The 23,205-nt window shown below is 41.0% G+C and carries 20 protein-coding genes and 1 tRNA gene; 17 read left to right on the top strand and 4 right to left on the bottom strand.

The annotated features are described in order from the left end of the window. Positions 1-27: 27 nt before the first annotated feature. Together galE and AB8P51_RS00980 are read right to left on the bottom strand one after the other, a co-directional pair. On the bottom strand, positions 28-1,044 hold the full coding sequence (galE, locus tag AB8P51_RS00985) for a UDP-glucose 4-epimerase GalE (RefSeq protein ID WP_369746905.1): 1,017 nt from the start codon (positions 1,042-1,044) through the stop codon (positions 28-30). 6 nt (positions 1,045-1,050) lie between these two features. Further along, complete coding sequence (locus AB8P51_RS00980; RefSeq protein ID WP_369746904.1) at positions 1,051-2,199, bottom strand: DegT/DnrJ/EryC1/StrS family aminotransferase; 1,149 nt, start codon at positions 2,197-2,199, stop codon at positions 1,051-1,053. Positions 2,200-2,293: 94 nt separating this feature from the next. On the opposite strand from AB8P51_RS00980, the gene AB8P51_RS00975 reads away from it, so the two are divergent. From AB8P51_RS00975 to AB8P51_RS00960, 4 genes are all read left to right on the top strand, one after another. After that, positions 2,294-3,535: a 3-deoxy-D-manno-octulosonic acid transferase gene (locus tag AB8P51_RS00975; protein ID WP_369746903.1), complete on the top strand. Its 1,242-nt coding sequence runs from the start codon at positions 2,294-2,296 to the stop codon at positions 3,533-3,535. Between the two features lie 65 nt (positions 3,536-3,600). Continuing rightward, a complete protein-coding gene (locus AB8P51_RS00970; RefSeq protein WP_369746902.1) occupies positions 3,601-4,926 on the top strand; it encodes a sugar porter family MFS transporter in 1,326 nt (441 codons plus the stop codon). A 133-nt stretch (positions 4,927-5,059) separates the two neighbouring features. Further along, positions 5,060-5,191: a hypothetical protein gene (locus tag AB8P51_RS00965; protein WP_369746901.1), complete on the top strand. Its 132-nt coding sequence runs from the start codon at positions 5,060-5,062 to the stop codon at positions 5,189-5,191. Between the two features lie 435 nt (positions 5,192-5,626). Continuing rightward, the gene (locus AB8P51_RS00960; protein ID WP_369746900.1) at positions 5,627-9,649 is read left to right on the top strand and encodes a two-component regulator propeller domain-containing protein; all 4,023 of its coding nucleotides are present in this window, start codon (positions 5,627-5,629) and stop codon (positions 9,647-9,649) included. A gap of 816 nt (positions 9,650-10,465) precedes the next feature. Here the strand turns inward: AB8P51_RS00960 and AB8P51_RS00955 are convergent. After that, a tRNA-Leu gene (locus AB8P51_RS00955) sits at positions 10,466-10,547 on the bottom strand. Positions 10,548-10,816: 269 nt separating this feature from the next. On the opposite strand from AB8P51_RS00955, the gene AB8P51_RS00950 reads away from it, so the two are divergent. Continuing rightward, complete coding sequence (locus AB8P51_RS00950) at positions 10,817-12,172, top strand: hypothetical protein (RefSeq protein ID WP_369746899.1); 1,356 nt, start codon at positions 10,817-10,819, stop codon at positions 12,170-12,172. A gap of 139 nt (positions 12,173-12,311) precedes the next feature. Further along, a complete protein-coding gene (locus AB8P51_RS00945) occupies positions 12,312-12,788 on the top strand; it encodes a hypothetical protein (RefSeq protein ID WP_369746898.1) in 477 nt (158 codons plus the stop codon). A 464-nt stretch (positions 12,789-13,252) separates the two neighbouring features. Here AB8P51_RS00945 and AB8P51_RS00940 read toward each other — a convergent pair whose 3' ends face one another. After that, positions 13,253-14,254, bottom strand: coding sequence for a Rieske 2Fe-2S domain-containing protein (locus tag AB8P51_RS00940; RefSeq protein WP_369746897.1), 1,002 nt, complete (start codon positions 14,252-14,254; stop codon positions 13,253-13,255). A gap of 103 nt (positions 14,255-14,357) precedes the next feature. Here AB8P51_RS00940 and AB8P51_RS00935 point away from each other — a divergent pair, with 103 nt between their 5' ends. The 11 genes from AB8P51_RS00935 to AB8P51_RS00885 all read left to right on the top strand — a co-directional run bounded on the left by AB8P51_RS00935 (position 14,358) and on the right by AB8P51_RS00885 (position 23,202). Continuing rightward, positions 14,358-14,942, top strand: a complete 585-nt coding sequence (locus AB8P51_RS00935) for a TetR/AcrR family transcriptional regulator (RefSeq protein ID WP_369746896.1) — start codon at positions 14,358-14,360, stop codon at positions 14,940-14,942. Between the two features lie 157 nt (positions 14,943-15,099). Continuing rightward, positions 15,100-16,188: a sensor histidine kinase gene (locus tag AB8P51_RS00930; protein WP_369746895.1), complete on the top strand. Its 1,089-nt coding sequence runs from the start codon at positions 15,100-15,102 to the stop codon at positions 16,186-16,188. A 2-nt stretch (positions 16,189-16,190) separates the two neighbouring features. Then, positions 16,191-17,516, top strand: a complete 1,326-nt coding sequence (locus AB8P51_RS00925; RefSeq protein ID WP_369746894.1) for a sigma-54-dependent transcriptional regulator — start codon at positions 16,191-16,193, stop codon at positions 17,514-17,516. A 244-nt stretch (positions 17,517-17,760) separates the two neighbouring features. Next, positions 17,761-18,285: a GreA/GreB family elongation factor gene (locus tag AB8P51_RS00920; RefSeq protein WP_369746893.1), complete on the top strand. Its 525-nt coding sequence runs from the start codon at positions 17,761-17,763 to the stop codon at positions 18,283-18,285. 2 nt (positions 18,286-18,287) lie between these two features. After that, positions 18,288-18,650 (top strand): hypothetical protein, encoded by a 363-nt coding sequence (locus AB8P51_RS00915; protein WP_369746892.1) that lies wholly within the window; start codon positions 18,288-18,290, stop codon positions 18,648-18,650. Between the two features lie 165 nt (positions 18,651-18,815). Further along, positions 18,816-19,466, top strand: a complete 651-nt coding sequence (locus AB8P51_RS00910) for a hypothetical protein (protein WP_369746891.1) — start codon at positions 18,816-18,818, stop codon at positions 19,464-19,466. Positions 19,467-19,682: 216 nt separating this feature from the next. Then, the gene (locus AB8P51_RS00905) at positions 19,683-20,975 is read left to right on the top strand and encodes a Glu/Leu/Phe/Val dehydrogenase (protein ID WP_369746890.1); all 1,293 of its coding nucleotides are present in this window, start codon (positions 19,683-19,685) and stop codon (positions 20,973-20,975) included. 10 nt (positions 20,976-20,985) lie between these two features. Then, positions 20,986-21,405, top strand: coding sequence for a GreA/GreB family elongation factor (locus AB8P51_RS00900; protein WP_369746889.1), 420 nt, complete (start codon positions 20,986-20,988; stop codon positions 21,403-21,405). Positions 21,406-21,449: 44 nt separating this feature from the next. After that, entirely contained in the window at positions 21,450-21,794 is a 345-nt protein-coding gene (locus tag AB8P51_RS00895; RefSeq protein ID WP_369746888.1) for a hypothetical protein, read from the top strand. 17 nt (positions 21,795-21,811) lie between these two features. Beyond that, on the top strand, positions 21,812-22,657 hold the full coding sequence (locus tag AB8P51_RS00890) for a universal stress protein (RefSeq protein ID WP_369746887.1): 846 nt from the start codon (positions 21,812-21,814) through the stop codon (positions 22,655-22,657). Positions 22,658-22,692: 35 nt separating this feature from the next. Beyond that, entirely contained in the window at positions 22,693-23,202 is a 510-nt protein-coding gene (locus AB8P51_RS00885; RefSeq protein WP_369746886.1) for a DUF3124 domain-containing protein, read from the top strand. The last annotated feature ends 3 nt before the right edge of the window (positions 23,203-23,205 follow it).

Below are 23,205 nucleotides of genomic sequence, written 5' to 3'. Positions count from 1 at the left end.
GATCTCCCGGAAGAAAGAACAGGTAGACTAAGCCCTGATTTTCTTCTCCCAGAGCCATGCTGAGCGCATTGCATCATCGAGAGTTGATTCGGCTTTCCAGCCCAGGGTGCGGTTTGCTCTTGAGGTGTCAGCATAAGCACTGATGACATCACCAGGCCGACGATCTACGATTTTGTAATTCAATTTTACCCCGGAAACCCTTTCAAAACTCTTTATTACTTCAAGTACAGAACTTCCGGTACCTGACCCCACATTAAAGACCTCGTAATTTTTTTCGTTCTTACTTTCGAGCAGGCGTTTTAAAGCCACTACGTGCGCTTTTGCCAGATCGACCACATGTATATAGTCGCGAATGCAAGTGCCATCTTCAGTTGGATAATTATCTCCGAACACCGAGAGTTGTTCGAGCAGACCAATTCCTGTCTGGGTTATAAAAGGAACGAGGTTTTGGGGTACTCCCAATGGTAATTCTCCTATTTCTGCGGAGGGATGAGCCCCAATAGGATTAAAATACCTCAGGGAAATTGCATGTAATTCAGGTATTACTTTACAACTATCCCGAATGATCTCTTCCCCTATTTGCTTGGTATTCCCATAAGGCGATTCGGCAGGCTTTACCGGGGCATTTTCTGTAATGGGCATCTCATCGGCCTGACCGTAAACCGTACAGGAAGAACTAAAAATAAAATGTGCTTTCCCCTTTTGCGAAAGTTGCTGCAGCAGATAGACAAGCGTACTTAGATTGTTTTCATAGTACAATAAGGGATTCTCAACACTTTCACCGACTGCCTTGGAAGCTGCAAAATGTATAACCCCATCAATATCCCTGTGCCTGGAAAAGAAGTCGAGCACCCTGTTCTTATCCCGAAGATCAAATTTTTCAAATTCAGGCTTTTTCCCGGTGATGGCAGTGATCCCATCGAGCACATCTTCGGAGGCATTTGAACAGTTATCCACGATAACCACATCAAAACCTACATTCTGCAATTCGACTACGGTGTGAGAGCCTATGAAACCGAGACCTCCCGTTACTAGTATCCTCATACTGATTTAAATAAAATTCAGGATGGTAGAAGTGATAAACTCAATTTGCTCATCGTCTAATTCTGTGTGCATGGGTAATGAAATAACCTCATTGACCAATTGATTGGTGACGGGAAAATCCTCTTCCCTGTATCGAGAATCTACGTAGGCCTTTTGCCGGTGCAATGGGATGGGATAGTATATCCCAAAGGGAATTCCTTTCTCTGATAAATGAGCTGCCAATGCATCCCTTTTACCATTGGTAATACGCAGGGTGTACTGATGAAATACATGACAATCACAGCTACTGCAAATCATCCCACAGTTATTTACAGTTTTGGGAAGAATTATTGCATCTGTTCCCATAAAAGCCTTATTGTATTTCCTGGCTGCCTCACGTCTTCGTTCACAATAAGAATCTAATCGCGATAATTTTGCTCTTAATACCACTGCCTGAATAGAATCGAGGCGTGAATTGACTCCGATCACATCGTGGTGATAGCGTTCATACATTCCGTGATTTACAATCCCCCTGATAAAATGTGCGAGATCATCATCATCAGTAAAAATAGCTCCTCCATCTCCATAACATCCGAGGTTTTTTGACGGGAAAAAAGAGGTGGCACCTATGTGACCCATTGTTCCCGCCTTCTTTTTACGGCCGTCATTAAAGGTATGAGTGGCCCCAATGGCCTGAGCATTGTCTTCGATTAGGTAAAGCTCATGTTTTTCGGCTATTTCCAAAAGTCGGTCCATAGGAGCACACTGCCCAAAGAGATGGACAGGTACTATGGCCTTTGTTTTTGGAGTAATGGCATTTTCCACTGCTTCAGGGTCAATATTGTAAGTCTCAGGATCAACATCGACAAGAACAGGGGTAAGTCCCAGCAAGGCAATAACCTCAACGGTAGCAGCAAAAGTGAAATCTGCCGTGATTACTTCGTCTCCGGGTTTCAGGCCAAGACCCATCATGGCGATTTGCAAAGCATCGGTACCATTAGCACAGGGAATCACGTGCTTTACACCCAGATAAGCTTCCAATTCCCTCTGAAAGCCGTGAACCTCCGGCCCATTGATAAAAGCAGCCGTATCCATCACTTGTTGAACCCCAATATTTACTTCTTCCTTAATCTCCTGATATTGACCTACCAGGTCAACCATTTGTATTTTTTTCATACCCTGAAACTATGCCCGCAATATTACAAAATTAAGGAACGGGTACCAATGTAATTCCCGAAAGAAGCGTATTTTAGCAACAAACGAACCCCGGGTGTATCTCCTGTACAATCTTCTGATTCTTATTAGCTGGCAGGCACTGAAGATCGTGGCGATCTTCAAACCAAAATTGCGTCTTTTTGTGGCAGGCAGGAAGGGCGTGAATATGCTTTTACAAGAAAGGATCAAACAAGACGATAATTATATTTGGGTACACACAGCTTCTCTTGGGGAATTTGAACAAGGTTTACCTGTTATTAAAGCCCTGAGGAATTCCTATCCGGATCACAGGATTCTTGTCACTTTTTTCTCTCCGTCAGGGTTTGAGGTAAAAAAAAATTCGAAAGAAGCAGATTTGATAACCTACCTGCCTTTTGATTCCAGGCGGAAGGTTAAAAATTTCCTGGAGAGGGTTGAACCTGTATTGGCAATTTTTGTGAAATATGAAATTTGGCCCAACTATCTAAATGAGCTTAAAAGACGTAAAATTCCGACCATTCTGATTTCCGGAATCTTTAATTCTGATCAGATCTATTTTAAGTGGTATGGTAAGTTTATGCGCAACGCGCTGAGCCAGTTCTCCCATTATTTTGTGCAGGATAAAAATTCTGAAACCTTATTAAAAAGTGCCGGCCTGAGCGAGATCTCTGTTTCAGGTGACACCCGTTTTGACAGGGTAAATGAGATCCTGGGAAGAGACAACAGGCTCGACTTCATGGATCAATTTAAAAAAGATCACATTTGCCTGGTGATGGGAAGTACCTGGCCGGAAGATGAAGCGCTCCTTATTCAATGGCTGCCCGATGTACCGGAGAATGTCAGAATAGTAATCGCTCCCCATGATATTAAAAAAGAACATCTGCAGGCTCTTCAGAAATCCCTTCCACAGAATAGTGTTAATTATACAGAAGTCGGGGAGGCCGATCTCTTATCCTGCCAGTTTCTTGTCCTCGACACCATTGGTATACTAACCAAAGTGTATTCCTATGCCGATATTGCCTATGTCGGAGGAGGTTTCGCCACCGGCCTGCATAATACTCTCGAGCCGGCTGTTTTTGGTATTCCTGTCCTTACAGGGCCTAATTTTCATGGTTTTAAAGAAGCCGAGGATATGGTGGAATTCGGCGGTATTTCAGTGATTGAAAACAGGGATTCATTTGCTGATACCCTGCACAATCTGCTTGAAGACGAATCTGCCAGGAAAAGGCAAGGCGCCATAAATGCGGATTATATCACCGCACAAAAAGGGGCTACTGAGAAGATCATTAATTATTTGACTACCCATCTAAAGATTTGACATGTTGAAAAGGAATACTGATGGTGAGCATTTTTTTTCCTTAGATTTACACTAAACCAACCTTTATGGACCGGAAGATTCTGCGTTATTCTATTACGGCCGCCCTGGCCGGATTTCTCTTTGGATTTGACACTGTAGTCATTTCTGGAGCAGAAAAGACATTACAGGTTTTATGGCAGTCCTCCGATAGTTTTCACGGCATTGTTGTAATCGGTATGGCACTGTGGGGAACAGTAGTTGGGGCATTGCTGGGGGGTATCCCCACCAATACTCTGGGCAGGAAAAAAACCCTGATCTGGATTGGAGTTCTCTACACCATTTCAGCCGTCGGATCGGCCTATGCCAATGACCCTTATACTTTCGCCTTTTTCAGATTTATCGGTGGACTGGGCGTGGGGGCATCTACCGTTGCAGCTCCAACCTATATTTCCGAAATCGCACCTGCTAAAGACAGGGGGAAACTAGTAGGCTTATATCAATTCAATATTGTTTTCGGTATTCTGATCGCCTTTTTCTCAAACTACCTTCTCAGTAGTATTGAGAGCAATGCCTGGAGATGGATGGTAGGCGTTGAAGCCATACCTGCCGCAATCTATACAGTGATGGCTATTGGCATTCCAAAGAGCCCCAGATGGCTATTGAGCAAGTCGCGTTATGAAGAAGCCAGGAGTGTATTTGAGAACATCAATCCCAGAGACGATATTGACAAGCTTCTCGAAGACATCAAACTCGAAAGTATAAATACGGTTCCCGGGGAGAATATCTTTATGAAGAAATATCGCTTCCCTCTGTTACTTGCTTTTCTACTGGCCTTTTTTAATCAATTATCAGGAATAAATGCTTTCCTTTATTACGCTCCCCGAATCCTGGAAGAGGCAGGCCTTGGAGCGAGTACGGCCTTGTTGAGCAGCATTGGAATTGGGGTAACCAATATGGTGTTTACCCTTGTTGGAATTTATCTTATAGATCGTATGGGGCGAAAACAGCTGATGTACATAGGTTCGGTGGGATATATTCTGTCGCTAAGCCTGGTGGCTTGTGCATTCTTTTTGGAGTGGGAAGGTCTGGCAGTTGCTTTTTTCCTCTTCGCATTCATCGCTGCCCACGCAATAGGGCAAGGCTCTGTGATCTGGGTATTTATCTCGGAGATATTTCCCAATCACCTCAGAAGTTACGGCCAAAGTTTTGGTTGTTCAGTGCACTGGGTACTGGCTGCGATCATTCCATCTTCCATCCCATTTTTGTTTAGCAGTATCGGACCGGGCGTCGTATTCAGCATCTTTGCTGGCATGATGGTGCTTCAACTTCTGTTTGTCATATTTATTATGCCCGAAACCAAAGGCATTTCCCTGGAAGAACTCAGCAAGAAATTAAGTCGGCAAAAAGAGTGATCCTACTCTTTGTCGAAAATTTTAACCGCACATCTTTAAAATGCAATATGTCGGTGCTTTTTCTTCAAATTGTTAGCTATTAAAAAGATTTTTTACGTCTTTTTTTAGTATATTTCACTAAACCACCGTGATCATGGAAGAACAAATTACCTTTGGTACCAAAATGCTGAATGGCTTTTTAAGCGTAATGGTGGTAGTCCTTGTCGGGATTTTGGCCGCCGTTGTCATTTGTTTGATCCTGGCTGCATTTGGCTTCTTTTCCTAGGATAACTAACTCAACGACTTCTTTCTTTTCTAATCAACACAGAATTCTGATCTAACACCCTTATTGAGGTTTTTCTACAATAAAAAACCCCCTAAAATGGGGGGTTTTAATTACGTACAGGTGGGGAGACCCGAACTCCCAAGCCTCGCGGCATCACGACATGGCGTGACGTGTCTCCCAATTCCACCACACCTTCATTTAAAGGGGGCAGCAATGATTTATATGGACATAAAATCGCCTGATTTCCTAAGAAAGTTCTAAAGAGAGAGAAACTGGATTTTTGAATTGGTCGTAACTTCTCCTTAAACATGATGAAATAAAAACATCAGCGTTTATCCGGCTTCTTGCTGAAAGGATAGAAAATTTCATTCGAAGAAAAAACGGAAATACGTATCTTTCTTTAAGTTAAAGCCCTGAACGTATTCCAAAGGCGAAATGAATAGTAAGCTGATTCAAATTTGCATTTTTCTCTATTGTTGCTTTGCGGTAGCCTCCATATCTGCTCAGAACCAGGTGAGTTTTGGTCAGCTATCAATTAAAGATGGCCTTTCACAAAATTGCGGCATAGCCATGGCCCAGGACAGTACGGGTTATTTATGGATTGCCACACAAGATGGGCTTAACAAGTACGATGGTAATGATTTTACCGTCTATCCTTTTATTTTTGATGATATAACCAGGCCCAGTTATAGTCATTTAGGCAAAGTATATGTGGATCGACAGAACCAGGTATGGTGTATTCCCTCCACCAGAATATTAAACAAGTTAAATACTGAAACTGACCAATTTACACCCCTGTCAATTACAACCGATGCCAATGTAATCTTTCAGGATAATTTAATGAACTACTGGATTGGCACGTATTCAAGCGGACTCTTGTTCGTAAAAATGAACGACACTATATCCGAATCAAAAGACATTGGTAACATCAAAGAAACTATATATGCGCTCAGTCAGGCAGGCGAGTCATTATTAGCGGCAACTGAGGACGCTGTTTTGTCGATTGATCTGCAAAACCGTCAGATTACCGATACGCTGAACGCCACATTGCAAGATGGTTTAATTGAGAAGAATTTTAGCTCCATAGCGGTAGAAACCGGTGGCAGACAGTGGTTTGGAACCTTTGGAGGAGGTCTTTACTTTCGAAACGGTCAGGAGAAATTTCTAAGCCATACAGTACAATTACCTTTGAGTTTGCCCCTTCCTGTTGACCTTAACATTCTTTCATTGTTGGTTGACTCAAAAAATCGCCTTTGGATCGGTACCTATGGGAAAGGCCTGTATCTCATAGATCTTAAGACTTATGAAACCAGTCATTTTATGGCTGATAAGTATAATCCAAAAGCAATCCACTACAATGATATCCTGGATATTTACGAAGACTATACGGGTACAATTTGGTTTGGTACGGATGGGGCCGGACTGAGCTATTATGATGAATACCTGGTAAAATTCAATTCGATTACCAATTATCAGGTGCCCCAAAACATAAATGTGGACGTGGTCCGGGCTATTACCACGGATGCCGACGCATCTGTTTGGATAGGTACCTCGGGCAAAGGTCTAATGCAATACATACCAGATTCCAACAGTTGGGTGAAATATTCTACCCTGGGTCCGCCCAATAAGCGTTTGCTTTCAGACAGAATTATGAGTTTGTATGCCGATTGGGAAGGGGAGCTATGGATTGGAACTCAGGGTGGTGGACTTTCTATTCTTGACAACAAGGGGGGCATAAAAAATTATCTTGACACAACAGATTCGGAACTGGAGGCAATAACCATATGGGATATTTTTGAAGACAGTCAAAATCGAAATTGGCTGGCTACGCGCGAAAACGGACTTATAAGGTTTAATAAAAATAAAGGGAAGATAAGAGCCTACAATGAGCACAATGCCACTGAAATTTTAAACGTCAATAATAATATTCGGGTGATCACAGAAGATGCTCAGGGCAACCTTTGGTTGGGTACTGATTCCGATGGACTAATACACCTCAATCTGACGGAAAATAAAAGCACTTCATATAAATTCCTGAAAGATAAAAATACGTTGTCGAATAATATGATCAAGTCATTGTACTATTCTAAGGAAGACAATATACTCTGGATTGGCACTTATGGTGGTGGCCTCAACGCTTATGATATTGATAAGAATCAGTTTTATACCTATACTGAAAAAGATGGCCTTGCCAATAACGTAGTTTATGCAGTGCTGCCTGATGGGCAGGGGAATCTATGGTTAAGCTCCAACAGTGGCATAACCAAATTCAAGCCGGGAAAGTCTTTTACCAGCCCCCCGGTTATCACCAATTACAACAATTATGAAGGTTTGGCCACGGAGTTCAATACCGGGGCTTATCACCTGGATGAGCGAGGCTATCTGTACTTTGGAGGTTTGGAAGGGTATTACTGGTTTAAACCCTCGGACATCAAAGATAATAACCAACTGCCCAAAACGGCAATCACCGGGATGCAGGTGTCCGACAATGACTATCAGATGAGGTCAAATATGACGCTGCGCCATAACCAAAACACCTTTTCATTCACTTTTTCAAGTCTGCAGTTTTCGTTACCAGAGAAAAACCAATATCGGTATCGCTTAAAGAATTATGATGATGAATGGATTGAGGCAGGCAATTCCAATTTTGCGCGCTATTCCCGCCTGTCACCCGGGGATTATGAGTTTCAGGTAGTATCGAGTAATTACGATGGCGTTTGGAACCCCAAGCCGGCCACTTTTGCTTTTACCATTGCCCAGCCCTGGTATTTTACCACCTTCGCCAGGGTACTGTACCTGCTTTTGATTTTGCTGGGAATTTATGGAGTATACAGTTATTTAAAATGGCGTTGGCGGATGAAGTTAAACCTGCAGTTAAAAGAAGAAGAGGCCCTTCGGCTTATGCGCCTTGATAGTTTTAAATCAAAACTTTACGCAGATATTTCTCATGAGTTTAGGACACCTCTTACCCTGATATCGGGACCCATAGATGCCAAACTGGGAGAGGGTGGCCTCACAGATGCAGATTATGCCAACTTCTCCATGATAAAGCGCAACACCAATCGCCTTATGGCTTTGGTTGATCAACTCTTGCATTCGGCAAAATTGGAGAAAGGGAAATTAAACCTGAAGGTGTCTGAGGGGGAATTAAGCCTTTTTCTAGGAATGTTGGCCACTTCTTTTCAATATCGGTCAGAGCAGAAAAAGATTGATTATACAATAGACATTGAACAGCTGGGTAAATCCTGGTATGATGAAGACGCCATTGAAAAAATTGTTACCAACCTACTCACTAACGCTTTTAAATACTGTCCGGATGGGGGCCGGGTTTATTTTGGTGTTAAGAGAAACGGAGACCAGGTACATTTGAGTGTTAAAAACAGTGTTGAAAATTTTACAGAACAAAACCTCGACAGGATGTTCAACAGGTTTTATCAACTGGACGAGTATGCAGATGGAATTGGCGTGGGGCTATCACTGGTTAAGGAATTGGTGAAATTGTATAAAGGTGAGGTCACCGTAAATTTGGATGGGGCCTCAGTCATCCATTTTCAGGTGCAATTGCCTATTTCCCGGCACAGTTTTAAAGACAATCAGATCGTAGATAACTATCAAAAAGTACAAAAAGCAGTTGTTTCGAGTATCTCGGACACCATTGATATTCATCCCGATGAGCGGGGAAATGAGCCGGTAAAAAGTGAACTGCCATTAGTGTTGCTGGTTGAAGATCAGGATGAAGTTCGGCAGTTTTTAGCATCGGCCTGGAAACCCAAGTATCAGATTTTTGAAGCTGAAAATGGCAAAACCGGGATTAAAAAAGCATTGGAAATTGTTCCAGACCTGATCATATCAGACGTACGGATGCCACTGGCAAACGGTATTGAACTTTGCAATGTACTTAAAGCCGATGAACGTACCAGTCATATCCCCATCATTTTATTGACTGGAAATGCCGGAGAGGAAGAAGAGCTAAAGGGGCTGCAATCCGGGGCCGATGATTTTGTGACCAAGCCATTTAAACTTCCCTTACTTGAGAGGCGAGTGCAGAACCTGATAGAGAGTCGCCGTGCCCTGCGCAGCCGCTACAGCCAGGAGATAATTTTAAAGGCTAAGGAAATTGCCATAACCCCAACCGATGAAGTTTTTTTAAATAGGGTACAAAAGGTTTTAGACGAGCAATTATCCGATGCTACATTCAATGCCAAAATGTTTGCCTCGGCTGTAGGGATGAGTCGTATGCAACTGCACCGAAAATTAACAGCGATCACGGGTTTGTCTACCACAGAGTTTATCCGTTCACAGCGATTGAAACAGGCCGCCCATATTCTAAAAACCTCCGATGCCACAATTAATGAAGTCGCCTATACGGTTGGTTTCAACACTCCTTCTTATTTTATCAAATGCTTTAGGAAAACCTATAAGAAAACGCCGGCTGAATTTCTACAGGAGATCAATTAAAAGGACTTATTTGCTTGCACCACTACTCCCGGATTTACATTAAAAAGACGCTTGCCACCAATGTTACATTTCTTGCACACGCTGTTACATATGTGTTATCCATAATGTGACTATTGGCTTACTTTCATCGTGGACTAAAAACTAATTGAAAATGCTAACCTCCGAGAACAACAAAAATCTGTCTATCGAAAGAAAAAATTACCCCGGCTCAAAATACTTTTTTGAAAAGTTAAACTACATCTCACTGTTATTGTGGTCTACGGCTATTTTATCATTGCTTAATGTTATTTATTTACTGCTGTTCAGATATGCCCTATAAACGTCAATAATCACAAATAAGTTTTAGTTGATATATGAGCAAACCACAGCTTTTGATAACGGTTTTTTTTTGGGTATTTGGCTCGGGCCTAAGATAGGGACAAAGCATAAGCACTAGGGGTTGAAGAGCGATGATCATCATCGCTGAAATCTCGAATACAATGAGCAGCGCAGAGCTGGCCAGCGAGATTCATGATCATTTGGAGCTGGCCAAACTGGCTTGGTAATATCCATTCAAAATTCGGTATGCAAAATCAGGATATTGATTTAGTTGCAAAGCAACTTGGACATGACAGCTCGTTTAAACCATTTTTGATTTTTGAAGCCATACCAAAACCATACAATTTATAATTAAAAACCTACGGATCGTCCGGTGGTTTTAACTGTACAGGTGGGGAGACTCCGTGAAGGACTAAGCCTTCACGATAAACTTCTCGTCTCCTTTAATCTGGAATAATCTTAATAATAAACCCCCTAATAATGGGGGTTTTATTTATGTACAGGTGGGGAGACTCGAACTCCCAAGCCTCGCGGCACTAGTTCCTGATACTAGCGTGTCTACCAATTCCACCACACCTGCTTAGAGGGCAGCAAAGATACAAAACACTTGTGATTGAGTAAAACAAATATGTCAGTTGAAAACAGGTCTACATAAATATGTTGTTTTTGGCAAACAACATATCATGCCTCTATATTAAATTCTCAAATCACTTTAAAACTTATTTTCACAAGCCAAAGTAACGTAACCTAAGTTACTCCCAATATACATGACCCGGCTTAACTTTAAGCTGTATTTGAGGTTGCCCATATGCTAGAACAGGTAGCCCTTAATATTACCTCTAAAATCAAATGGCAAGGATTTTCAGCATTGTATTTCTCTCCTTTACTGCTTTAGCCCTTGCCCAGGAACACGGTGAAACTAAAGAAGTGAGCAGTCTCAAGGAAATATTCAAAGAATCAGAAGTTGAGGGACATATCCGAAACTTCTTTATGACCACGGTAAATGAAGATGAATTAAAAGATTACTACACCAATGCCCTTGGTGGGGCTATAGCTTTTAAAACCCGGGAGTTTAAAGGTTTTGAAGTAGGTGTAAAAGGAATTTTTACCTACAAGGCCTTTTCGGCCGACCTCAACGAACCGGATATAACTACCGGAAATATCTCCAAGTGGGAGCACGAATTATACGATATCAATGATCTCGATAACTTTAACGATCTCGATCGCTTAGAAGAATTATACCTGAAATACAATTTTAATAAAGGCTATGCTACTTATGGCAAACTCGCCATCGAAGAAACTCCTTTGGTAAATGAAAGTGATGGAAGAATGAAACCTTTCGCCTTTAATGGATTATGGTTCCAAATCAATCGAAATAAACACAATTTAAATTTCAGCTGGTTAAACAGGGTTTCTCCAAGAAGTACTGTAGAGTGGTACGACTTTAATGAGGCTATCGGCTTAGTTAACAATGGATTTCAACCTAATGGAACAGTAGCCGATTATAGGGGAAAGACAGAATCTAATGGAATTGGAATTTTTCAATACGAAACCCAGCTAAAAGATATAGATCTGAGGGCAAATCATTGGTACCTGCATAACATCCATCATACCAGTATGGTTGAGGTTGACGTGCATAAAAACAATTGGTTGCTCGGTTTGCAATATGCACTGCAATTCCCACATAATTACCAGAAGGAGCTGGCCTATGAGGAACGATTTATACAACCTGAAGAAAACGGACAGGTATTAAGTGGGAAGCTGTCCTATAATCCCGAACATTGGCAGCTGGGTATTGCTTTTACCCGGGCCTTCAACAGCGGACGTTTCCTCTTCCCCAAAGAATTGGGGAGGGATCATTTCTATACTTCGATCCCCAGGTCGAGGCTGGAAGGACTTGGTGATGCACAGATATTTACTTTGATGGGGAATTATGACTTTAATGTAAAAGGGTTAAAACTAAGCATTGAGTTTACCGAAGTCCTCGGACCGGGTATAGGAGAGTACGAATTCAACAAGTACAATATTGATGAGTATTATCAAATCAACGGCCGACTGCATTACGCCCTGAGTGGATTTTTTGAAGGCCTGCATTTTGACCTGCTGTATATCTACAAGGAAAATCATAACAATTCAGATCCCCAGAACATTTTTAACACGAGTAATTTCCATCAGATTAGTTTTGTTACCAATTACCTTTTCTGACAGCCTACTGAATTTCAGTTTGATATGAAAACATATCATCTGCCTCCTTGAAATTTAACAATTTGTTAAACGCTGAAAAAAAGCAAACCAGGGGTAGATTACAGCTAATAGGCTTATTTTTAGTTCTAAAAAAAAAGCTATGAAACAGATATCAGTATTATCCCTTCTCTTGTTTATTATCAATATCAGCTGGGCTCAGGAAAACGCATTAAAGATTACCAATTCAGTTTCCGGCAAAGAAATTATCATTAAGGAAAACAAAAGGATTAAAATTAAGACTACCGAAGGAAAAAAGATCTCAGGTCGTTTTACAAGGAGCGACAACAAAAGTATTTTTCTCAAGGGAGAAGAAATTGTATTGCAGGATATTCTGGAAATAAAAAGGAATCCACTTTTGCTCTCCATTTTTAGCAGTGGTTTTTTTATCTATGTGGGAGCAATAACAGCAGGGTTTGGAGTTATCATCGGTGCTCTAATCGATTCCACGGCATTCTGGCTAACCATCCCAGGAGCGGCGATGATTTATACCGGAATAAAATCTCCAAATTTTCTCAGGAAGTTTAAAAGAGATAAGAACTGGACATTCGAATGGATTGCTATCCCCCCGGCATCCTGATTTTATTATACAACCAAGGAAAATAAATTTGGTTTCTCAAAAGCTTTAAAACTGTACAGGCGGAGAGACTCCGTGAAGGACTATGCCTTCACCATATACTTCTCGCTCCCCGCCATTATGAGACTTCCTTATACTAAAAAACCCCCGAAGATCGGGGGTTTTCAAATGTACAGGCGGAGTCCCGATAGTTATCGGGACGAACTCTCACACCTTTCGGCACTAGATCTTAACTTTTTTATTTAAAGTTATTAAAACAATACAAAATAGTTTAAACTATTGTTTTCAAATTGTTATAATTATATTTATCCCTAAATGGATTTTAAGACATTTTAATTGATTCTTAAAATCTTTGCGAATGGGCAGTTGGACATATAACAAAAAAAGAGTGTCGAAAATGTGGTTCTCATTTGGCTAGTGCTAAAATTCACATGATAGAATCTAAGTAAAAAAAGTATCCTTTGCTATTAATAGCTTAATTTTTGTTTTTTCATAGCACGACGATAGTTCATTGCCACGGTATCAAATTTCAAATGGAGTTCTTCGGTGAAATCAAACGGCACTTGCTCAGGTCGTTGTGACTCAACAATACGCTTGTCTTGATCAAAGATTACTTGTTCAAATTCCTGTAAAATGGTATCCTGGTCATCATGGTCATAATTACGCCCGATAATGCAAAAGCCGCGACACTTGTTCTGTGAGATCGGTTGCGAGGTAAAGAAGTAGACCATACCCTTTTCTCCGCCCCATCCTAACCGAAGAACAATGGTGTATGGCAAGTGAAGTTCATATCTACTTCGTCGTTCAGGTTTTACAACATCCTCGTTGGCGAAAATTGGAAAGTCATCGCTATTGGTGGCTTCTGGTCTTTCTATGGAATAATGGAGAACAGCGTTTTTAACAGTCACTTTGCAATCTGGCACTTTGGGCCTTTCAGGATCTCCCAAGAGACCTGGATGTACCCATGGAAAATGTCCAAAATCCGTAAAATTCTCCACCTGTCTAGAACTGTCACATTTCCAATCGAAAGGTCCAGTATTAACTAGTTTCCAATCATTGTTCTCAAATTCGGAAATTTCGGGAAGGTCATAAACAGGCTCTTTTAGTGCAACCCAGATCAAACCGAATATTTCTTTACAATGATATGTAGGTGTTTTTGCCTTGCTTGGTATTTCAGCTTCCGGTGCTTGCGGAATCTTTACACAGTTACCTTTTTTGTCGAATTGCCAAGCGTGATAGGGACAAACCAAGCAATCGTCCTTTATCCATCCTAAGGACAAAGCAGTTCCCCTATGAATACAGACATCACGCATGGCATGTACTTCGCCATCGGAGGTTCGCCAAACCACGATGGCCTTGTCCAAAAGAAAAGTACCAAAAGGTTCGTTTGCTTTTATCTCATTGCTGTATCCAACCGGATGCCAGCACGCCATTAATTTTTCAGGAAATACATTTGAGGTATTACTCATGGTCTATTAAATTACATTAACAAGTGTTCATGTAAATATATATGATTGATCGTAATCCACAAACTTTTACTTCTTTTGTAATGGATGAAATGAATTTGGACAAATGAAAAAAAGCACCAAGAAAGTACGGTTTTTGGGTGTTGTACTAGAACTTATTCATAAGAAGGGTTTTATGGCCACTACCATGCGCGATATTGCGCAAGAGTTAAATTTTGAAGTTGCCAATGTGTACAACTATATTGATTCTAAGCAAGCTTTGTTAGAGGAGTATCTTTTTGACATACAAGATGAGTTTCACAGTGCGATCGACCCCATTATGGGTTCTAGCCTTACTGCGACGGAGAAATTAAGCCTGGTTATTTCATCATATATTCAAATAACTACTAAGCGCCCCTATGAGCAAGCCTTATTGGTAAACGAATGGCGTAATTTAAAAGAACCCAAACTTCAAGAATTTGTTAAGCGAAGAAAAGTGTATGAAAATAAGTTGCAGGGTATTATTGCAGATGGAGTTGAGCAAGGTGAGTTCAGACCCCTTGATATTGAAATAGCAACACAAACGATTTTAGCTTCATTGCGTTGGCTACACATGAGGTATCTCGATACAGAAGTAAAGCTTAACCCTGTTAAAATCGATAAGCAGTTGACTGATTTTATTCTCTTGGCGGTGGCTAATACTACAATTTGAGAAGAGAAAGACGATATCTCAAAAAGGGACCGTTTCAAGGACTGCCCAAATTGCCGTAATCGATACCGCTTCTTACTCAGAAACTTCAAGAAGCTTTCCGCGCTACAATCAAAAATTATTAGTGATCTTTGAACACTTAATTTGACGAGTTCTTTAAATGACAACAGCCGAAGCGAAACTCAAAGAACGTGTAAAGGAATTGACCTGTTTGTATCAAGTCTCTTCCATAATCGTGAATTCGGATTATGACCAATTGGAGACTTCCCTTGAAGCCATTGTATACTGCCTGAAAAGAGCGTGGCGATTTGAGGAGGCAACTGAAGTTCTTCTATCGGTCGGCGGCTACAAAGTGAAGACTAACGACTTTCGTCATGATATGGTAAACATTAAGTCCGATATTAAGGTTTTCAATAAAGTCGAGGGGCAAATAATCGTAGGCTATCCATCAGAAAAATATGCCCTTTCCGATTTTTTGGACGAAGAACAGACTTTGCTTGATAATGTAAGTCTGGCTGTAGGAAACCTCTTAGAACGCAAACAAATTCGTGATAGCGAAGCGGCCACTACAAGACAAATGGAAAGGGCGGACCGATTGCACATACTCGGTGAAATCACGGCGGGTATCGCTCACGAACTGAATACACCTTTGGCGAATATTCTAGGTTTTGCAGAATTATTAAAAGATAAAGTTAAAAACAATGAAAATAGGCGTGACCTTGAAAAAATAATGGACAACGCTATCTTCAGTCGTGAAATCGTAAAAAAACTATTGTTCTTTGCCTGTGAAATGCCGCAGGAAATGGGTACAGTACATCTGAACCCTATGGTAGATAATGTATTGAAATTGTTAGGGCCATCGTTACAGGGCAAAAAAATCAAGTTGACCAAATCGTTCGACAACGAAAATATCGAGCTAAAGGCCGATACCGTGCAGTTGACCCAAGTGCTCTTCAATCTGATTATGAACGCGATCTATTATTCCCCCGTGGGTGGACAGATTGATGTGAAGATCGTGGAAGAAAAAAAGAAAATCAGTATCCGCATTGCGGACCAGGGTAAGGGTATAGACACTAAAAATGAAGACAAGATCTTCGAACCTTTTTTCACTACTAAACCAACGGGCGATGGTTCCGGATTAGGGCTAAGTGTGGTACATGGTATTATAAGTAGCCACAAGGGTTTGATCTCGCATAGACCAAATACTCCAAAAGGAACTATTTTTACGGTCGATTTTCCTAAATTGTAATCATGGCCTTTCGGAAAGAAAACATTCTACTCGTAGATGACGATATCGATATTCTCGAACTTTTGCAGAGACATTTGCAGTCGATGGATTATCACACGTATAAGGCTGTCTCGGTCAAAGAGGCACTATACATACTCAAGGATACGTTTATAGATTTGCTGATTACCGACATCCAAATGCCACATGTCGATGGGCTACAGTTGCTGAAATTCGCGAACGAAAATTATCCCGAGATACCCAAACTTGTGGTTACGGGGTATCCTTCGGTCGATGGGGCTTTGGAAGTCATCAAATCGGGAGCAATCGATTACTTGACCAAGCCATTTACCAAGGAAGAACTGAAAAAAGCCGTCGAAAAAGCTTTTGAACAAGGGGCAAATTCGAAAGATTCGAAACGTAAAATCGCAGGCACTAAAGCACATATCTACGCCGATTTGATCGGGGAATCAGAGGCCTTCCTGAAAGTTACTGATATCATCGACAGGGTAAAAGACAACAAGGCCACGGTTTTGATAAAAGGCGAGAGCGGTACGGGAAAGGAACTGGTAGCGCGCGCCATTCATTATTCTGGGAAGTTTTCCCGAGCACCGTTTATTGCAGTCAATTGCGGTGCCATTCCAGAAAACCTTCAAGAAGCAGAACTTTTCGGCTATATGAAAGGTGCTTTTACAGGTGCCAATGAAAATCGCAAAGGCTTCTTTCAGGCTGCTCAGGGCGGAACACTTTTTTTGGACGAGATAGGAAACGCGTCATTGGGAGTGCAGACAAAGTTGTTGCGCGCCCTACAAGAAAAGGAAATAACAAAAGTCGGTTCCCAAAGTGCCGAAAAGGTCGATATCCGAATTATCGCCGCCACCAATGCCGACCTTTACGAAGAAATTAAAAACAAAGACTTTAGGGAAGACCTTTATTATCGCCTGACCGTTGTAGAAATCGATGTACCGCCGTTACGGGAACGTAAATCCGATATTCCTTTATTGGTCGAGAAGTTCTTGCGAAAATATGGCGTTGAATATAAAGACCGCCTACTTCGTATCTCGCCGGAAGCCTTACAAGTTTTGGAACGTTACCATTGGCCTGGCAATATCCGGGAACTGGAAAATAACATACAACGGGCGGTTATAATGTCTGATGGAGCAATCGACATTGGCAATCTTCCCGAATATCTAAAATACCAAATCGACTTTCCCGATACTGACTTCGTTCCCCTTAGAGAAATGGAAAAGGAATATGTACAAAGGGTATTGATCCACACCCAAGGCAACAAGACCAAAGCGGCTGAAATACTTCAGATTGACCGAAAGACGTTACGGGATAAATTGAAGTGATCCATTGATTAGAAATTCCCCGTCTGGGGAAATTTTCCCCGCTTCCATATTAATGCATTAATTTTATATCACTCTCTATTAACTGATATTCAAATAGTTATAAAATTTGGCATGTCCATTCAATTTATGGGCATGCCATTTGCCTTTTATGGTATGAACTGAAAATAAAGATTTATGCTGTTGATTATCCCATCCATACAAATGGCTAAAAGGCGAGTTAAAAAGAAATGTAATCAACAAAATCTTGAAGCGCAACGAATGGAAGAAAAACGACATGTACAAAAAAAAGAAAATGAAATACGGTAGTCTGGTATTTGGAAAGGAAAATTTTGTGATGGTTAAATACTATCAAGAAACCAACGAGATATGGGAGGACTATGCCCATAAAAATACATTGGCCATCCTAGCGAAAAATATGTCGAACGCAATGGTTTTTGATTCCGATGAAGTGCCGAACGACATTGTTCAAATTTATACAGAGGTCAGTGTGAGTTCTAAGTCAGGATGGGTAGAAACATTTTGTATGGTACCACCTTACGAAGAGAATTGCAAAAAAAACAGAATCTCGGTCATCAGTACACTAGGCGCATCGCTTATCGGGCTTTCCGAAGGCGATACATTACAATATGGCCTGCCAGGAAACATCATGAGCCTAAAAATCAAAAAAGCTTTACAAAGTAAAAAAGCTATAGAATTAGAAATACCAAAAGAGTCTCTCGATAAGATTATATCGAATTGTGAAGAAAATAAATTAACTCTAAATAAATAATTATGATCAAATATGCAATTGCTCTGGTATTCTCAGTAAGTGTCCTAAATGCCCAAGATAGTGTTCATTTAGCCTCAACTGATGTGGAAGTGGGGGACGTCTTTGAAATTGGACAGCCCGAAACGAATAAGTACAAACACATTAAATTTCCTAGAGCGAATTTCATCATAAAGCGTGGCGGAATCGCGAATTACAAGCGAGCGGAAGGGCAAAAAGTGATCGTAACTGCCATAAAGGAAAAAAAAGATGGTACGACCTTAGTAAAGATCAAGCGCACCGATGGCAACCGATTTTTTGGAAGCCACACGGTAGTATCGGTGGACTTTAAAGAAGCTTTGGAGTCCGGCGAACTGGAAACCCTTTAAGAATTTGGTTGGTTGCCTGCCTGCTGCAGGCAGGGTTGATGGAACCCACCTGATCTCGGAGCGTTTGTTTAACACGAATAAAGGGTAATGATCAGGTGGGTTTAATAATCCCAAGGACCAATCTAAAATTAAAAAATAATTAATCGAATCAAAAAAATATAAATCTTGTTTACAAAACTTGCAACACGACAAAAAATACAGATAGGTCTGATATTGGCCATGGCATTTGTTTTGATCCTGGGTTCAAATAGGTTAGACCAAAGACATTTCTCGACCATTCAAACTACCGTAACTTCGGTCTATAATGATCGTGTAGTAGTTCAGGACTACATCTACCAATTGAGCACAATTTTCCATAATAAAGAATTGGAGTTGGTTAAAAATGACATTCCCGACACATCCCAAAATGAAAAAGCAGGGCAGCTTCTTATCGATTTCGGGAATACGGAGCTGACCATCGATGAACAAAAATACCTAAATACACTAAATGGTCAATTTGGAAAGCTGCAAGATCTTGAAAACAAAATTGCCAACCCCTCAAATAATATAGAGGCCGATTTGGGCATCATTGCCAGAAAAACGCTTGACGAAATACAACTAAGTCTGGACGCTCTTGCCCAAATACAGCTATCGGAGAGTTTACTACTAACGAAACTTTCACAAAAGTCGCTCGGAATGAACATCATGCTGTCAAAACTAGAAGTTGTTATTATGATAATCATCGGTATTGTGATGTTGGCTTTGATCTTTTATCCGGTCAGAACCTCACAAAAGTCTCCCAATAAAAACAAAAGCACTTTACAATCTATAAAATAGTGTTGCCATGAAAAATTACAAACGCAGTATTTGTTCCACTTGTAGGCATGTGCCCTATTGTTCGTTGACCTCTGATATGAGCAACATAAGCTCATGTAGCGAATATGTACACCGCTTGGACGAGGACTACACGCAGATAACAAATGAACCAATAGAAATGTTCGGTGCCTACGGTAACGAATATGACCAAAAAAAACTTGAATTAAACTAAAACCGATGATAGCAAATACAGTAAAAAAGAAAAGAATTTTGAAACAGGGAATGTTGGACAACGTCATGCGCCAATTCGACCATGCAGCCGATATTATTGACCTCAATCCTAACATCCGCAAAATACTGGAAGTGACCAATAATGAAATCGTGGTCCATTTTCCGGTGCGTATGGACAATGGCGAAGTAGAAGTTTTTACAGGCTACCGCGTTCAGCATAACAATGCATTGGGTCCCTACAAAGGAGGATTGCGCTATCACGCGACCGTTGATATCGATGCCGCAAGAGCATTGGCGATGTGGATGACGTGGAAAACATCATTGGCGGGGTTGCCGTACGGAGGTGCAAAGGGAGGAATACAGTTAGATCCAAAAAAATATTCTAAGAATGAACTCGAACGGATTACACGTCGATTCACTTACGCCCTGGGCGATAACATCGGTCCAGAATTGGATATTCCCGCTCCAGATGTAAACACCAATGCACAAACCATGGCGTGGATATTAGACACGTATATGTCCACGAAACCGCCTGCCGAACGCTCTACGAACATGCATGTGGTTACCGGCAAACCCATTGGTGCTGGAGGTTCCGAAGGACGTGACAGGGCAACTGGATATGGGGTTTTCTTGACGATCAAATTTTGGGCAGAACAAAAGAACATCGATCTAAAGGACAAAAAGTTTATTGTTCAGGGCTTTGGAAATGTGGGTTACTGGACATCACATTTTTTGGAAAAAGAAGGTGCGATTTTGATGTCTGTTCAAGATGCTTCCGGAACCATTTTCAATGAAAACGGTATTTTGGCGGACGATCTTTTGGTCTATTCCGATGCGAACAATCGAAGTATTTACGGCTTTGCCGATGCCAAACCAATAGGTAGCGCCGAATTTTTCGGACTGGATTGCGATATCATTGTTCCAGCCGCTTTGGGCAACCAGATTACCTCCCAAAATGCCAAAAAGATAAAGGCCTATCTGATTGCTGAAGGGGCCAACGGGCCTACAGATGTTGAGGCAGAGGAAATCCTATTGAAAAAAGGCATTGATATCATCCCGGATATCCTTTGCAATTCCGGGGGGGTCATCGGCAGCTATTTTGAATGGCTTCAGAACCGCAACGGAGAAATCTGGCAATTAGACGAGGTCATGGCCAAACTGGAAAAGAAATTAAGAGAATCCTTTTCTAAAGTTATGGAAACTGCAGATAACAGAAAAGTGGATATGCGTAGCGCTGCCTTTATCATTGCCATCGAACGCCTTGAAGAGGCTTATGTTCAACGGGGGATATTCCCATAATATTAAGATAATGAAACACGGAAATTTGTTCATAGAAAAAAAGGAGTACGTATTGCTGAAACGCCTTATGAACCTTTCGGGATATTATAAAGACGATATCCTACGCGACTCGGTCAAAAAACTCGTGAGCGAATTGGAATCGGCTAAAATATGTGACGAGCATGATATGCCCGAGGATGTTATCCGCTTCAACAGCACCATAACGATCGCCTCCCAAAACGGGTGGCACAGAACATTCAAATTGGTCATGCCCAATGATAGCGATGTGAAAAATGATAAGGTATCAATCCTGACCCCAATGGGAGCGGCAGTCATGGGCTACGCTGAGGGAGATTCCATTACATGGCAATTTCCTTCTGGTGAGCAAAATTTAACCATTGAAAAGGTAGAACAAGAAAACAAATATATTAACGTGAATATGGTATTATGAATGTAACAAAATTATTTTACAACCATGAGCCAGATAGTAGGATCATGATGAAGAAGGATAAGGTAGAAGTTGGTAATTGGACAGACGATCTGGAATATATGAACGAAGAATTGGAATATCTGTTGGATATAGAAGACCAGATGTTGAACAATGCCGTGCTGTATCAAGAACTGCAGACCCTGAGAAGGGAGAACACCCTGAATTTAAGAACCTTATACCGCTATGAGGGTGCTATGCGCGACGCCATTGAATGCGATACCGTAGCATGTGATGCCTTCTATCTGAGCAAGCATGAAAGGAACCGCAATCTGTACTTAGAACATAAAAAAAAATTTAGGGACGTAAAATCAAAAGTGTTATCCACCATTTTGTTGGAATCGAAACGATAATTTAAAAGTAAAAAGTCATGGGGAAAAAACTATTATTACCTACCGATTTTTCGAAACATTCATGGAACGCCATCCAGTACACAAGAAAATTATATGAAAATGAGAATTGCAATTTTTATATACTAAATGCTTATTCTGAAGAGTCTCACGGACTTGATAGTCTCAAACGGTTGGATCCCGACGACGCCTTCAATAATATAGTAGCCAATCGGTCGCAGAAAGAGCTTGGGGAAATTATGATGCGATTGATGTCGGAGAACGAAAATTCCTTACATAAATTCCATGTGCTGTCCCGTTCCGAGTTGTTCCTAGATGCTGTAAAAACAATTGTCGATGAACTCCAAATCGATTTGATTATCATGGGGGCGAAAGGCATGACCAAGGAACGGGAGGGTAAATATGGCAAGAACGCATTGGCTGTTATCGAAAATATCAGAAAATGTCCGGTTTTGCTGGTTCCCGCAGAGACAATGTTCGACCATCCGAAGGAAATCGTTTTGGCCACCAATTTTAATTCGGAATACAATATTTCGGGGCTAAAACATTTGGCCGAAATCGCCAAGATCAGCAATGCGCGAATACAAGTGCTGAGTTTAGAGGATAACGACTCCCTGACCGCTAAACAAAAAGAGAACAAAATGCTGTTGCGAAAATATATAAAGGACGTTGACCATAGTTACAACGTACTGCACAACGTAAAGATGGCCGATGCGCTAAGCTGTTTTGTAGAGATTAGGCATAGTAATATGATCAGTTATATCGACAAGAAACCATCCTTCTGGGAAAAATTGGGCTTTGGAAAACCTACTCTCTGTAAATTGGGATATTATAAAAATGTGCCTGTTTTGGCATTGCACGGGTAAAAAGAAGAAACATCACTATTAATTAAAGAAGTTATATGATCCGATTAATTTGGCTTTTCTCTTTCCTATCTCTGACTGCCTCCTGTGGAGGATTAGAAGATCAAAATGAACCGCACCATGAAAATTTCGAAAAACGAACCGTTGAGTTGAATACTCTAGATTCGTTAGAATCCGGGAAATCGTATCTGCCGGTCCATTCTCGCATTGAAAGTCATCCAGAATATAAAACACATTACCTTACCATAACGGCCAATATTCGTAATGTTAGCACCAAGGATACCGTTTATATTACAAAAGCCCAATATCTGGACACATATTCCAAAACGATACAGAGCTATATTGAAAATCCTATTTATGTTGCTCCTATGGAAACCATTAAGATAGTAATACACAATTCAAACCAAGAAGAGCATAAGGGAAGTAATTTCATTTTCGATTGGAGAACAAGAACCAATTCAATCGAGCCCTTTTTTGAAGGCGTCATGATATCGACCTATGGGGCACAAGGGCTTTCCATTACAACGGAAGGAAAACGTATTGAATGATTA

It is taken from the genome of Muriicola sp. SD30 (assembly GCF_041205185.1).
Lineage (GTDB): Bacteria > Bacteroidota > Bacteroidia > Flavobacteriales > Flavobacteriaceae > Muriicola.
Note: the sequence above shows the minus strand (reverse complement) of the source record. Positions and strands in the feature narration are given on the sequence as shown.